This is a genomic window from Acidovorax sp. HMWF018 (assembly GCF_003061035.1).
Lineage (GTDB): Bacteria > Pseudomonadota > Gammaproteobacteria > Burkholderiales > Burkholderiaceae_C > Acidovorax > Acidovorax delafieldii.
On the sequence record NZ_QAIM01000265.1, the window covers coordinates 29,512 to 43,325 of the forward strand.

The 13,814-nt window shown below is 64.7% G+C and carries 13 protein-coding genes; 6 read left to right on the forward strand and 7 right to left on the reverse strand.

Annotated elements, in window-relative coordinates; genetic code table 11:
- Nucleotides 1–628 (reverse strand): M48 family metallopeptidase (locus DBR23_RS30465; protein WP_233250373.1); only part of this gene is annotated, 628 nt, incomplete at its 3' end.
- Between the two features lie 66 nt (nucleotides 629–694).
- Here DBR23_RS30465 and DBR23_RS09855 point away from each other — a divergent pair.
- Nucleotides 695–949 carry a DUF1653 domain-containing protein gene (locus DBR23_RS09855; RefSeq protein WP_056061032.1) on the forward strand — a complete coding sequence of 85 codons (255 nt, stop codon included), beginning with the start codon at nucleotides 695–697 and terminating at the stop codon, nucleotides 947–949.
- Between the two features lie 3 nt (nucleotides 950–952).
- Here the strand turns inward: DBR23_RS09855 and DBR23_RS09860 are convergent, their stop codons facing one another.
- Nucleotides 953–2,077, reverse strand: a complete 1,125-nt coding sequence (locus DBR23_RS09860; protein ID WP_233250374.1) for an ATP-binding protein — start codon at nucleotides 2,075–2,077, stop codon at nucleotides 953–955.
- Complete coding sequence (locus tag DBR23_RS09865) at nucleotides 2,065–2,793, reverse strand: response regulator (protein ID WP_056061026.1); 729 nt, start codon at nucleotides 2,791–2,793, stop codon at nucleotides 2,065–2,067. Before DBR23_RS09865 ends, DBR23_RS09860 begins: the two co-directional genes overlap by 13 nt.
- A gap of 240 nt (nucleotides 2,794–3,033) precedes the next feature.
- Here DBR23_RS09865 and xopAW point away from each other — a divergent pair, with 240 nt between their 5' ends.
- The gene (xopAW, locus tag DBR23_RS09870) at nucleotides 3,034–4,032 is read left to right on the forward strand and encodes a XopAW family type III secretion system calcium-binding effector (RefSeq protein WP_108498117.1); all 999 of its coding nucleotides are present in this window, start codon (nucleotides 3,034–3,036) and stop codon (nucleotides 4,030–4,032) included.
- A gap of 270 nt (nucleotides 4,033–4,302) precedes the next feature.
- Here the strand turns inward: xopAW and purN are convergent, their stop codons facing one another.
- Nucleotides 4,303–4,884 carry a phosphoribosylglycinamide formyltransferase gene (purN, locus tag DBR23_RS09875; protein ID WP_108498118.1) on the reverse strand — a complete coding sequence of 194 codons (582 nt, stop codon included), beginning with the start codon at nucleotides 4,882–4,884 and terminating at the stop codon, nucleotides 4,303–4,305.
- Nucleotides 4,885–5,167: 283 nt separating this feature from the next.
- Here purN and DBR23_RS09880 point away from each other — a divergent pair, with 283 nt between their 5' ends.
- From DBR23_RS09880 to DBR23_RS09895, 4 genes are all read left to right on the forward strand, one after another.
- Complete coding sequence (locus tag DBR23_RS09880) at nucleotides 5,168–5,869, forward strand: YceH family protein (protein WP_108498119.1); 702 nt, start codon at nucleotides 5,168–5,170, stop codon at nucleotides 5,867–5,869.
- Between the two features lie 47 nt (nucleotides 5,870–5,916).
- Complete coding sequence (locus DBR23_RS09885) at nucleotides 5,917–7,098, forward strand: acyl-CoA dehydrogenase family protein (RefSeq protein ID WP_056061013.1); 1,182 nt, start codon at nucleotides 5,917–5,919, stop codon at nucleotides 7,096–7,098.
- 12 nt (nucleotides 7,099–7,110) lie between these two features.
- Nucleotides 7,111–8,226, forward strand: coding sequence for an acyl-CoA dehydrogenase family protein (locus DBR23_RS09890; protein ID WP_108498120.1), 1,116 nt, complete (start codon nucleotides 7,111–7,113; stop codon nucleotides 8,224–8,226).
- A gap of 88 nt (nucleotides 8,227–8,314) precedes the next feature.
- Nucleotides 8,315–9,709 carry an alpha/beta fold hydrolase gene (locus tag DBR23_RS09895; protein ID WP_199227679.1) on the forward strand — a complete coding sequence of 465 codons (1,395 nt, stop codon included), beginning with the start codon at nucleotides 8,315–8,317 and terminating at the stop codon, nucleotides 9,707–9,709.
- 59 nt (nucleotides 9,710–9,768) lie between these two features.
- Here the strand turns inward: DBR23_RS09895 and DBR23_RS09900 are convergent, their stop codons facing one another.
- The 3 genes from DBR23_RS09900 to DBR23_RS09915 all read right to left on the reverse strand — a co-directional run bounded on the left by DBR23_RS09900 (nucleotide 9,769) and on the right by DBR23_RS09915 (nucleotide 13,666).
- Nucleotides 9,769–10,326: a DUF3617 family protein gene (locus DBR23_RS09900; protein ID WP_108498121.1), complete on the reverse strand. Its 558-nt coding sequence runs from the start codon at nucleotides 10,324–10,326 to the stop codon at nucleotides 9,769–9,771.
- A 77-nt stretch (nucleotides 10,327–10,403) separates the two neighbouring features.
- Nucleotides 10,404–12,785: an IPTL-CTERM sorting domain-containing protein gene (locus DBR23_RS29265; protein WP_146191300.1), complete on the reverse strand. Its 2,382-nt coding sequence runs from the start codon at nucleotides 12,783–12,785 to the stop codon at nucleotides 10,404–10,406.
- Between the two features lie 197 nt (nucleotides 12,786–12,982).
- On the reverse strand, nucleotides 12,983–13,666 hold the full coding sequence (locus DBR23_RS09915) for a response regulator transcription factor (RefSeq protein ID WP_108498133.1): 684 nt from the start codon (nucleotides 13,664–13,666) through the stop codon (nucleotides 12,983–12,985).
- Nucleotides 13,667–13,814 lie beyond the last annotated feature (148 nt).

The following is a 13,814-nucleotide window of genomic DNA, read 5'->3' on the forward strand; positions in this document are numbered from 1 at the left end:
CGGCAGCGACCGGGCCTTCATCGTCGGCCAGGCTGTGGTTCAGGCGCATCCACGACAGGCGCGTGCGGTAGATCCAGGCCGCAAAGCGGCCATGGTCGCCCCGCAGGTGGCCGTACTCGTGCGCCAGCACCGCCAGGAATCGCGGCCGGTCGAGCGCCATCAACAGGGGCAGGCCAATGCTCAGGTGATTGACGGCGCCGCCCAGCAGCCCAAAACGCGGCAGTTGCTGGATGCTGGCATTGAACTCGTCGGTCAGCGTGACCTTGTGGATGGGGGGGCCCTTGATCTTGCGGCGGATGCGCGCAAGCGCTTCAAACAGGTCGGGGGCATCCAGCGCTGTGATCTCCACGCCCTGGGGCTCATCAAACCGCACCCACAGCGCACGCAGGCTCACCCACAGCAGACCTCCGGCACCCAGCAGGGCCCACAGCATCGCGAAACGAAAGCGCCCCTGCAGCAACTGGGGCACCACCCACAGCAAAATACCCACGGCCAGTGCCATACACCCCAGCACCCATGCATAACCCAGGGCGGCAAACGCAGCCACACTGCGGCGGTATGCGCGACTGTTCTCGGCGCTGGCATGCTCGCTCATGCGCACCATGTGCACAAAATCTGCCTGATCCACGGGCGTCCCTCACTCTGGTTGATTTTTTTCAGCCGCCATCCTAACCATTCACGCCACCGCAACACCATGACCGACGACGACCTGCCCGAACTCATCCACACGCCACCCGGCCTGTACCGCCACTACAAGGGCATGCTCTATGAAGTGATCGACACCGTGCGCCACAGCGAGACGCTGGAGCCCATGACGCTGTACCGCGCGCTGTATGGCCAGCGCGGCCTGTGGGTGCGGCCGGCCGCCATGTTTGAGGAGCAAGTGCTCATCGATGGCGTGCTGCGCCCCCGGTTTGAAAAATGGGAGGGCGAAGCTCCCGCCGCCTGAGCCCTACTGATATCCGGCGACAGCGCGCGGAAACACCGCGGCCACCACCAGCCCACCGCCCGGTGCATTGCGAAGGGCCAGTTGGCCACCGTGGCGCCGCACGATGTCGCTGGCGATGGTGAGCCCCAGCCCCACCCCGCCGCTCTGGCGATTGCGCGATGCCTCCACACGGTAGAAGGGCTCCAAGACCCGGTCCAACTCCTCGGGCGACAGGCCCGGGCCGTGGTCGCGCACCTCGATGGTCAGGGCGTCTGCCACATCGTGCAGCGTGACCTCGGCGCTGCCGCCGTAGCGCACGGCATTGCCCACCAGGTTGTCCAGGCAACGCCGCAGTGCCACGGCCTGCACGCGCAAGGGGGCAGCCTGCCCCGCCACGGTGACGGCGTGGCCCATCGCCACCTGGTCGTCCGCCATGCTGTCCACCAGGGCCTGCACATCCAGATGCACCCAAGCCTCCTCACCCGCCACGCCGCGCAGGTAATCCAGCGTGGAGGCAATCATGGCGTCCATTTCGGCAATGTCGCGCCGGAACAGCTGCTGCGCCTGGGCGTCGCCCAGGCTTTCGGTGCGCAGCCGCAGCCGCGTCAGGGGCGTGCGCAAATCGTGCGACACGGCCGCCACAAAGCGGTCGCGCTCGGCCAGTTGCTGGCGGATGCGCGCCTGCATCTGGTTGAACACACGGCTGGCGTCGCGGCATTCCAGCGTGCCGTCCTCGGGCAACGGGGTGCGGTGGATGTCACGCCCCAGCTCCTGTGCGGCCGTGGCCAGCCGGCGCATGGGGCGCGACAGCCAGCGCGCAGCCCACCAAGCTGCAGCCACCAATGCGGCCAGGCGCACACTGATGTCCAGCAACAGGCCCAGCTGCAGCGACGGTGGTGCGTTCCACAAGCCCGGTGCGGGCCCCGGCGGCGGCAGTGGGCGCCCATCGGCCGCCAATGCGTGCGGCGGCGGGCCAGGCGGGCGGCCTGGATGGGCAGGGCGCAGCTCGAACATCAGCGTCAGCGCCAGCACATGGCTCACGATGACGGCGGCGATGAGCAGCAGAGCGAGCCGGCCAAACAGGGTGTCAGGCGTGCAGCGCTGGACTGCAGCGCGCAGCTGCGATTGCGTGGGCGTCAGTGGGGCCACCCTACCTGCCCTTGCAGCGACTGCACGTTGAACAGATACCCGGCACCGCGCACGGTGCGGATCATGGAAGGCGACCGCGGGTCGTCCGCAAGCTTGCTGCGCAGGCGTGACACCAGCAGGTCGATGCTGCGCTCGAATGCATCCATGGCCCGGCCGCGGGCCTGCTCCATGAGCTGGTCGCGGCTGAAAACGCGGCGCGGCATGCGCAAAAAGGTGCACAGCAAACGGAACTCGGCATTCGACAAGGGCACCACCATGCCCCCGGGCGACACCAGATGCCGCTCCAGGCTGTGCAGCGTCCAGCCATCAAACCGCACCACTTCATCAGGCCCTTGCCGCACAGGTGCCTCGGCGCCGCGCGTGCGGCGCAGCACGGTCTGGATGCGGGCTACCAGCTCACGCGGCTCGAAGGGTTTGCCCATGTAATCGTCCGCGCCCATCTCCAGCCCCAGCACGCAGTCATACGGGTTGGCGCGCGCGGTGAGCATGATGATGGGCACCCGCGAGCGCTCACGCAGCTCCCTTGCCAGCGTGATCCCGTCGGTGCCGGGCAGCATCACATCCAGCACCACCAGGCCGATGGGCTGGGCGGCCATCTGGGCGCGCATCGTCTGCGCGTCACAGGCCGCGTGGGCGGCATAGCCAAAGCGGGTCAGGTAGTCGGTGAGGAGTGTGGTGATCTCGACATCGTCGTCCACCACCAGGATGTGTTGCATGGGCAGGCACAGGCACAAAAGAACGCACCAAGTTTAGGGAGGCTGCGCACCCTGCTCGGGGCAATCTGGCGGGCCTTTGCCCCCCTGTTCATGCCTTGCATCTGCCCTTTGTATCGGCCTTGGTACAAAGCGGACAAACCCTGGAGACACGCGCACCCAAGAATGGGATCGGGCCATGGCTGAGGGCTTCCGCAGTGGAGGGCCCGGCACCGGTCCACCTTTGGAACGAAAGGAACAACAATGACGACCATCAGTAGCGTCAGCAGTGCCTGGTCCAGTGCGAGCGTGCAGCGGGCATCGCGCCCGGGGCCTTCGCCGGAGCGGCTGCCGTCCAAGATCGATACCGACGGTAGCGGCGGCGTGAGCGACACCGAATTGCAGGGCCTGCTGGACAACGTGGCGAAGAAAACCGGCGTCAGCAGCCAGACCAGCGCGGCCGACCTGGTGAAGCAATACGACGCCAACGGCGACGGCAGCCTGAACGCCGACGAGCTGGGCAAGACTCTGCAAAGCGCGCTGCCACCGCCCCCCTCCACCATGGCATTTGCCCAGTCGCGCGGTGGCGAAGGCAGCAGTTCGGCCACCAGCGCCACCGGCCAGGCGGGCGACGACCTGTTTGGCAAAGTGGACAGCGACGGCGATGGCGCCGTGAGCAAGACCGAGCTGCAGGCCCTGCTGGAGGCCATGTCCGGCGGCACCGCCAGCCAGACCGGCGTGAGCAGCGACGACGTGTTCAGCCAGCTGGATACCGATGGTGATGGCAGCCTGACGCAGGCCGAGTTCGATGCGGGTCGCCCCTCAGGCCCCGGCGCGGGTGCCGATGGCATGCAGGCCATGGGCGGCATGCCACCGCCTCCGGGTGGTCCGAGGGGCGCAGGTGGCGCTGGCGCCGCATCCGACAGCAGCTCGGCGACCAGCTACGACCCCCTGGACACCAACGAGGATGGCAAGGTCTCCGCCGCCGAGCGCCTGGCGGGCGGAACCAGCACAGCCGAGCAGGACGCCATCACCGCGCTGTTCAACGCCATCGACACTGACGGCGATGCCAGCATCAGCGCCAGCGAGTCGAAGGCGTTCATCGACCAACTGACCAGCCAGGTGCAGTCCACCACCAGCACCGAGTCCGCCGGCCGCAACGACCTGGCGCGGCTGGCCGACTTTGCGCGGCAGCAGTACGAACGCGCCGCCAGCGACTGGCGCACGGCGTCGAATACCAGCAGTCTGAGCGCCGTGGCCTGACAAGGTGTGAACGACCCGGCGGCGCCCTCCGGGCACCCCTGATTTCTGGCCGCACAGTGCGATTCGCCCGTCAGTTGACGAGCTGTGCGAGCCAGAAACCGGCCCCGGGGGCTGGTGGATGGGCCCTGGGACACGAAATCTGATCCAAATCGGCCAGATGCGCTAGTGCATCATGCCTTGGTTGCTATAAATTCAGTAGCAAATTCCCTGCCAGCGTGGGAGCGGTGGGCACCCCACGCGCACGGCCCTGCCTCGCCCCGACCTCACCCCCTACAGGGAGCGCACCAGCGCCCGCACGGCGCGGGGGTAGATCACATGCTCCTGGGTCAGCACCCGGGCGGCCAGCGTCTCGGCGGTGTCGCCCGGCAGCACCGGCACCACGGCCTGGTCCAGGATGGGGCCCACATCCAACTCGGCCGTCACCTGGTGCACCGTCACGCCCGCAAACTTGCACCCCGCGTCGATGGCGCGCTGGTGCGTGTGCAGCCCGGTAAAGGCCGGCAACAGCGAAGGGTGGATATTGATGAGCCGCCCGGCGTAGTGCGCCACAAACCCTGGCGTCAGGATGCGCATGAACCCCGCCAGCACCACCAGGGCAGGATGGTGGCGGTCGATGGTGGCCGCCAGCTCGGCATCAAAAGCCTCGCGGCTGGCAAACGCCTTGTGGTCCAGCGCCTCGGCGGCGATGCCCTGCTCGCGCGCAAACACCAGCCCGGCGGCCTCCGGCTTGTTGCTGATGACGGCCGCCACGCGGGCGCCGTAGCGCTGCTCCCAGCGCTCCTGCTGCGCAGTCCGGACGATGGTGGCCATGTTGGAGCCGCCGCCAGAGATCAGAATGACGATGTTCTTCATAAATTGCCACGGATTATCTAGGAGGCTGTCGAGCATGGGGTTGGCCCTGCGCCACCGCCTGGGGGTGCCAAGCAAGGCGCGGGTGAGGCCGTGTGGCCCAGCCACACAACGAACCCGCAACGCAGCATGGCGGACCCAGGCGGCGGCCCGAAGGGTTGTGCGACATAGCACGCAAGCGGCGTTGCCCATGCTCGCTGCACAGCCAGTGCAGCTTGCGCTGGGCGCCTAGCCTGCATACTCTGTCGCACAACGCAGCGCCAACCCCAAGCCCGACAGCCTCCTCATGCCCTTCGACCCCACCACCCGTCCCCTGACACCCAACGAAGCCCGCGTGCTCGCCACTCTGATGGAAAAGGCGCGCACCGTGCCCGACAGCTACCCCATGTCGCTCAACGGCCTGGTCACCGGCTGCAACCAGAAAACCAGCCGCGACCCGGTGATGAACCTGAGTGATGCAGAGGCGCAGGAGGCGCTGGATTCGCTCAAACTGCTGACGCTGGCATTTGAGAGCAGCGGCAACCGCACCACACGCTGGGAACACAACTTTCAGCGCGGCGTGGGCGTGCCCGAGCAGTCGGCCGTGCTGCTGGGCCTGCTCATGCTGCGCGGCCCACAGACGGCGGGTGAGCTGCGCATCAACGCTGAGCGCTGGTACCGGTTTGCGGACATTTCGTCGGTCGAAGCCTTTCTGGACGAGCTGCAGGAGCGCAGTGCCGAAAAGGGTGGCCCGCTGGTCGTGCAGCTGCCCCGCGCTCCCGGCGCGCGCGAGCAACGCTGGGCGCATTTGATGTGCGGGCCGGTGGACACCACCGCCAGCCATGCGCCCGCAGGCAGTGCGAGCGCCAGCCCATCGCCTGCGCTGCAGGCCCGCGTGGACGCCCTGGAGGCCGAAGTGGCAAGCCTGCGCAACACTGTGCAGCGCCTGTGCGCCGAGCTGGGCATTTCCCCTGAGTTCAGTCCAATGTCGCCACCCGGACAGGAATAAAACGAACGACCGTGCTACAAATGCAGTATCACTAGGAGACGCACCGCATGGATCTCGCATTCACCCCCGAAGAGCAGGCCTTTCGCGAAGAGATTCGCGCTTGGGTTCACGCCAATCTGCCCAAAGAAATCTCTCACAAGGTCCACAACGCCTTGCGCCTGACCCGCGAGGACATGCAGGGCTGGGCCAAGATTCTGGGAAAAAAAGGCTGGCTGGGCTTTGGCTGGCCCAAAGAGTTTGGCGGCCCGGGCTGGACGGCCGTGCAAAAGCACCTGTTTGAAGAAGAGTGTGCGCTGGCCGGTGCGCCCCGCATCATCCCCTTCGGCCCCGTGATGGTGGCCCCGGTGATCATGGCGTTTGGCAACGCCGAGCAGCAAAAGCGCTTTTTGCCCGGCATCGCCAGCGGCGAAGTCTGGTGGAGCCAGGGCTACAGCGAACCTGGTTCGGGCTCGGACCTGGCCAGCGTCAAGACCCGCGCAGAGCGGGTGGGCGACAAGTACATCGTCAACGGCCAGAAGACCTGGACCACCCTGGGCCAGCATGGCGACTGGATGTTCAACCTGGTGCGCACCAGCACCGAGGGCAAGCCCCAGACCGGCATCTCCTTCCTGCTGCTGGACATGAAGTCCAAGGGCGTTACCGTGCGCCCCATCAAGCTGCTGGACGGCGAGTGCGAGGTGAACGAAGTGTTCTTCGACAACGTCGAAGTGCCCGCCGAGAACCTGATCGGCGAAGAGAACAAGGGCTGGACCTACGCCAAGCACCTGCTGAGCCACGAGCGCACCAACATCGCCGACGTGAACCGCAGCAAGCGCGAGCTGGAGCGCCTCAAGCGCATCGCCAAGACCGAAGGCGTGTGGGACGACCTGCGCTTCCGCGACCAGATCGCCCTGCTCGAAGTCGACATCGTGGCGCTGGAAATGCTGGTGCTGCGCGTACTGTCGGCCGAGAAGTCGGGCAAGAACTCGCTGGACATCGCGGGCCTGCTCAAGATCAAGGGCAGCGAGATCCAGCAGCGCTATGCCGAGCTGATGATGCTGGCCGCAGGCCCCTTTGCCATGCCCTTCATCGAAGAGGCCATGGAAGCGGGCTGGCAGGGCAACTTCCCCGGCGGCGTCACCGCCAACGCGCCGCTGGCGTCCACCTACTTCAACCTGCGCAAAACCACCATCTACGGTGGCAGCAATGAAGTTCAACGCAACATCGTCGCGCAGACGGTTCTGGGCTAAGGAGACAAGAACATGGATTTCGATTTTTCTGACGACCAGGAGCAACTGCGCGACGCCGTGCGCAAGTGGGTGGACAAGGGCTACACGTTTGAGCGCCGCCGCGCTGCCGTGGCCGCCGGTGGTTTTGACCGCGCCGCCTGGGGCGAACTGGCCGAGCTGGGCCTGACCGCCCTCACCGTGCCCGAAGCGCACGACGGCATGGGCCAGGGCGCCATCGATGCGATGGTCGTGGCCGAAGAACTGGGCCGCGGCATTGTGCTGGAGCCGATTGCGCAAGCCTTCATCGCCAGCAGTGTGCTGTCGCACTACGCACCGGCCGACGTACAAGGCGCCTGGCTGCCCCGCGTGGCCAGCGGCGAAGCCCTGGTGGTGCTGGCCCAGCAGGAGCGCAAAGCGCGCTACCGCCTGGACGTTTGCGATGCAAAAGCGGCCAAAGCGCAATCAGGATATGCGATTACAGCTATCAAAAGCGTAGTACCCACTGGCGACAAGGCCGACGCCTTCATCGTGCCTGCGCAACTCGACGGCAAGATCGCCCTCTTCCTGGTCGAGCGCACGGCCAGCGGCGTGACCACGCAGGGCTACGTCACGCAAGACGGCAGCCGCGCCGCCGAGGTGCAGCTGGCCAACGCCCCCGCCACGCTCATCACCACCGACGGCCTGGCCGCGCTGGAACTGGCCGTGGACACCGGCATTGCCGCCGCCTGCGCCGAAGCAGTGGGCGTGATGGACAAGACTGTAGCCATCACCGTCGAATACATGAACCAGCGCAAGCAATTCGGCGTGTTCATTTCCAGCTTCCAGGCGCTGCGCCACCGCGTGGCGGACATGAAGATGCAGCTGGAGCTGGCCCGCTCGATGAGCTACTACGCCAGCCTCAAGCTCGGCGCTCCTGCGGAAGAACGCCGCGCTGCCATGGCCCGCGCGAAGGTGCAGTTGGGCCAGTCGATGCGCTTTGTGGGCCAGCAGGCCGTGCAACTGCACGGTGGCATCGGCGTGACGGACGAATACATCGTGAGCCACTACTTCAAGAAGCTCACGCAGCTGGAAGTGACTTTTGGCGACACGCTGCACCATTTGGGCGAAGTGTCCGCCCGCATGCAAGACACGGCGGGCGTGTTTGCCTGATGTGAACTGACGCAGGCGCGTAACACCCGCAAACGATGCTCGTGGATTCCCCAGTCCACGGGCATTTTTTCTTTTTGGAGACTCCCCCATGAATCACGCATTCCTGTTGCCACGCCGATCCCTCTTGCTGGCAGCCGCTGCGGCTGCCGGCCTGGCGCTGGCAGGCTGCGCCACCCAGAACCCCAGCCTGGCAGAAGCACCGCCCATCGTCTTTGTGCATGGCAACGGCGACACCGCCGCGCTGTGGCAGACCACCGTCTGGCGGTTCGAGTCCAACGGCTGGCCCCGCGAGCGACTGCACGCCATCGACGTGCCTTACCCCCTGTCGCGCGATGAGGACGCCAAGCCCCAGCCGGGCCGCACCTCGGCCGCCGAGCACATGGCCTACCTCAAGGCCGAAGTGGACAAGGTGCTCAAAGCCACAGGCGCCCGCCAGGTCGTGCTGGTCGGCAACTCGCGCGGCGGCAATGCCATCCGCAACTACATCTACAACGGGGGCGGCGACAAGACGGTGAGCCACGCGATCCTCGGCGGCACCCCCAACCACGGCGTGTGGGCGATCCCGGGGTTCCGAGAAGGCAACGAGTTCTCGGGCACAGGCCCCTTCCTCAAAGCGCTGAATGCCCCCAAGAACGCTGCGGGCGACGAAGTGAGCGGTCCGGTGAAATGGCTGACCATCCGCTCGGACAACAACGACAAGTTCGCCCAGCCCGACGGACTGTGGATCGGCCAGAAAGGCACGCCCACCAACGTGACCGCCACCGGCCCCGAACTCAAGGGTGCCACCAACGTGGTGATTCCGCGCATCGACCACCGCGAGACTTCGTACTCCCCCGCTGCGTTTGAAGCCACCTACCGCTTCATCACCGGCAAGGCCCCCGCACGCACCGAGATCGCCGCGGAGAAATCCGTAGTGATCAACGGCAAAGTCACGGGCCTGGGGGTGGACTCTGCCGACCCCAAGACCGGCAACTTCAGCAACAACCTGCCCCTGGCGGGTGCCCAGCTGGAGGTGTACGCCACTGACTCCGCCACTGGTGCTCGCACGGGCAACCCGCTGCTGCGAAAGACAGTGGGTGCAGATGGCCAATGGGGTCCGTTGGTGGTTGCACCCGGCGCACCCATCGAGTTCGTAATCACCGCGCCTGGATATGCCACCACCCACATCTACCGCAGCGGCTTTCCGCGCAGTAGTGACCTCATCCATCTGCGCGCAGAACGCATGGCCGATGCCGACAAGGGCGCCGAGAGCGTTGTGACCTTGACCCGCCCGCGCGGCTACCTGGACCCGGCGCGCGACAAGATGCTGCTGGATGGTGCAGTGCCTGCGGGCGTGCCCGCTGGTGCCGGCGTCGCATCTGCCAAGGTCAAGCCCGCGGGGGGCGTGCGCAGTATTGCCGCCGAATTCAATGGCGAGCGCGTCGTGGGGCAAACATGGCCTGCCGCGCAAGGCCACGTCGTCATGCTGGAAGTCAGCCAGTAGTTGGCCGATATTCCGTAGCCCGCTTCAAGGCGACGCATTAATTTGAGGGCACAGGCTCGTCAGTGCGAGTGCCCTGCATGTCCGTGGCTTTCCGCGCGCTTGCGGTCTTCCACGACGTTCACAGTCGCTCCATTGGGCAGCACCATGTCCCCTGCCCGCTGCGTTGCGCCACATGCACCCAACCAGCGGCCCTCGAACTCGGTACGCCCTGGAGCGAAACGCACAGGTTTGGAATAAGTGACCTCAAAGACGCCACGGTAGGCGGTTTGAAGGTCGCCAGACAGCTGCACCGTGGCATCCACGCGGTTGTCGTGCACGTAGCAAACGGTGCGAACCTCACTGCCCAGTGCATTTTTCTTCGCCGTCACGTTGTGGCAGTGTTCCTGACCAGGCACGATCGCAAGCAACATGATTGGCTCCGCTTGGCGATCAGTGCATTGCAGGACCTTCTGTTCGCTGGCTGTCGGGTTGCCGCCACTGCGAACGATGACCTCCCAGAGCCCCGACTTTCGCGCCGGCATCTGCTGCGCATTTGCGCAGTTGGTAACTGCAACACCCATCCACACGCCCAGGCCAACAAGGCAGGACAAGCGTGCGATATGCGCGATCTGTCTCATCGGAAATCTCCAGTAAAAAGGGGCTGGCTGTGCACGACGGAACACGCCAACCCCGGGATTCATCCCTTCTGACAGGTTCAACGCGCCTGTCGGCGATGGAAGTAAATGAAGAGCGCAGCCATCAATGCTGACAGTATCAACAGCCCCCATTCAGACAAGGTTGGAATGGACGCTGGAACGGCCAGCGCCACAAAAGTCACGCCCACCGTACAAGACGCATTGACAGGGTTTGTCGTGTAGGTGGTGCCGACGAGGGTGCCGCCGCAAGCGCTACCACCGGCAGCGACGCGTGCCACAAAACCAGGGTCGGGCGTTACTGTGTAGACCACGGTGTTACCGGGGGCTGCGACATTGGTCACCCCCAGGGGGGTGACAGTGCCATTCGTCCCAGCAGTTGCCGTCACGGTCAGCGGTGCAAAGCTGAAAGCCACATTGCAATCGGCGGTCACTGGGTTGACGGTGTAGGTGTTGCCGGTCAGCACGCCAATGCAGGATCCACTGGCGCTGGCGACGTTGCCTGCGTTGGGGGTGAGCGTGTAGGTCACAGTCCCTCCCACTGGCACAGTGCGCGAGCTAGCGGGAGCCACAGTTCCCCCGGTTCCAGACGTCATCGTGACGGTAGCGGACAGCGCGAAATTGGAGACTACAGCGACGTCCGCAGTCATGGCGGGCACGGTACATGGGTTGGCGGTGCCCGTACATGCACCCGACCAGCCGGTGAAAATGCTGCCCGATGCCGCAGTGGCGGTGAGTATGGCCTGGCCACCGTCTGCTACTGGGAGCGTGCATGAGGCACCGCAGTTCATGCCGGCAGGCACACTGACCACCGTGCCACTGCCCGCACCCGACTTGGTGAGGCTCAGGTTGTGCAGCGTGGCTGCTACCGAGTTGGTGTCGCCAGCAGTGTTGTTGGCAGTGTTGTTGTCGGTGACACCCGCAGGGGTCGCAATGTTGAAGACCGTGGATGCCGAAGTCGGCCCAGTCACGGTCGCACCGAACGTTAGCGTGACACTCCCTCCGACCGGAATGTCCAGCAGCACACCGCCACCAGGCAGAGTACCCGCCGACGGCGCCCCACCCTGACACGATCCGCCCGCTGTGCCGCTGCAGGTCCAGTTGCCCACTGTGAGGCCAGACACAGTCGGCTGCGTCAATGCCGCTCCAATCACGTGAGCCGGACCGTTGTTATTCACAACGACGGTGTAAGTGGAGGCGCTGCCCGCAGCGGTGGCCGATACACCATCGCTCACACTGACCGTCAAGTCTGTCAACGTTGCACCACTGACAACGCGGGTCTGCACCAACGGGCCCAGCACCGTACTGGCCCCTGTGGCTGACATGGAGTAGGTGCCATGGTTGAGCGAGTTGGTCGGACTGCTGGTGCTCGCACCGGCGGGCACACCCCATACGATCTCAAAAGTTCCGCTCTGGGGATCCACCAATGAGCCAAAGTCGCCGGTCACTGTGCCCGCCGACCCCACCGCCGGTGTCGTACAAGTCGCGCCAGCAGGCGCTGCCACCGACTGGAACACCGCATCGACGGTGGCCGTGTTGGCAGCGTTTCGCACTTGCGGGCTTTGCGCACTGACTTTGCTGTTGAAAACCATCACCCCGCTGTTGTTGCTGTAGGTGTAGGTGTAGGCCACGTTGTCGCTTGGCTGGGCGGTCGTGGGCCCAGTGGCTGAGACCAAGAGGCCGGCAAAGAAGGGGCCGATCGAATCTACGTAGACCTCCCCCGAGTGACCGCCTTGGCTGCAACCTGCGGCGATGACCTCGACTTCGACGGTATCACCGACATCCAAAAGTCCGTTCCCAGGAGCCACGTCAATCGCCTGCCAGCCGGTGTACTGGTAGCCGCCCAAGGTCTGCCATGGCACACCCGGCTGCGCTGCAAAGTTGAATGTGTAGAACAGGCGCGTGCCCTTGGTGACGTTACGCACTTCGACGTAGAAATAGGCTTGCTGCTCAGGGCTGTGGCCGCCGTCCTGGATCACCGGCGCGACAGCCATGCGCAAGTGCACTTTGCCATCCACAGGATCCACATCGGCAAGCAACATCTGGGCGGACTGCTGGATTCCGCTGGCACGGTTGTTGTTGCCCCGTGCGTTGATCCGTGCGCTGTATGAGCCCTGAAACGGGATGGCGAGGGCTTGTCCTGGTGCGTCCGGCGCGCTCGCTGGCGTACCGGATGCCGTACTCACCACCTGCGTCACCGGGGCTGTGACCGGGGGCTGCAAATTCAGATGGCTTTTCTGGGTGGGAGGGAATGTAGCAATACCGTTGTTGCGGTAGTTGGTCACCGTCCAGCCCGTGAAATCTCCACTTTCGAAATTGCCGTTAACCACCCCCGCCTGTGCGGTGGATGCAAAACACAGCGCCCCAATAAAGAGCGCGAACACTCCACGCAGGCAGCGCAGAACTACGGTCCGCAGTGCCATCCAGTTATCGATCGTTTTCAACACTTTCCCCTCTTGGTAAACCGCAAAGCTCCACGGATAGCTGCGGGCTGACTCACACGAAAAATTCGCATCCAACGACTGGCGTGCAGACAAGCCTCTCCCCTCGTTGGCATTCAAGCCATCGAAAGAGATTCGGTATCTGATGGGATGGGTGGGCGGTGCTGCGCCAGTACAGCAGCCGAAGCCCTTGGGCAGGGCTATGTCACGAAGACGAGCCCCTTGCCGAACACTGCACGCACCGGCAAGGGCGTGCCAGTGATTTCCAGGGTTTTGCGGCGCAACCGGTTGAGCGCCGACTCGATACGGTGGAAGTCGTCCTCCAACCCTCTTCCACCCACGGCCTGCATCAAGATCTGCTTGCTGACAACCACGCCCTTTGTCTTGAAAAGACAAGTCAGGAGTTCAAGTTCACGGGTGGTGAGAGGCACCAACATTTGATTGGGCGCGCGCAAGGCCGCGTTCGCAGCGTCGAGTTGCCAGGGCACAGCAACCGACGCGTCGATCTCCCCTTGCAAGCGCTTGCTGCGTAACTGGGAACGGATGCCAGCCACGAGTTCCTGCATGTCCACAGGCTTCACAAAATACTGCAATGCACCGGCATCGAGACCCCTGATCCGACTGTCGAGATCGGCACGGGCAGTCATGAGTACCGTGGGGACGCCCTGAGAAGCCAACCGGGTGAGCAAGCTGAGTCCGTCTTCTCCTGGCAACCCGATGTCGATGATCACCAAATCCACGCGCGACTGCAGCAGACGAACGTAGAAGTCCTCTGCGGACTCCGCGCCCCAAGACTGAAAGCCAGAGCGCGCGAGGAATCGGCACACATTGCTGCGGATGTCCTCGTCGTCTTCGACAACAGCAATGATCGGTTCGGCAGACATGAGAAATATGGGAGCAGATCAAGAAGTGGGTTGCGTAACATTGTGTCAGCGCATCACGCCGCCAGCCATGCACAAGAACTCTCAAGCACTCACAGAAACGATGCGCCGAAAGCCTTCCAGAACAACGTACCTCCCCTTGACCGCGATT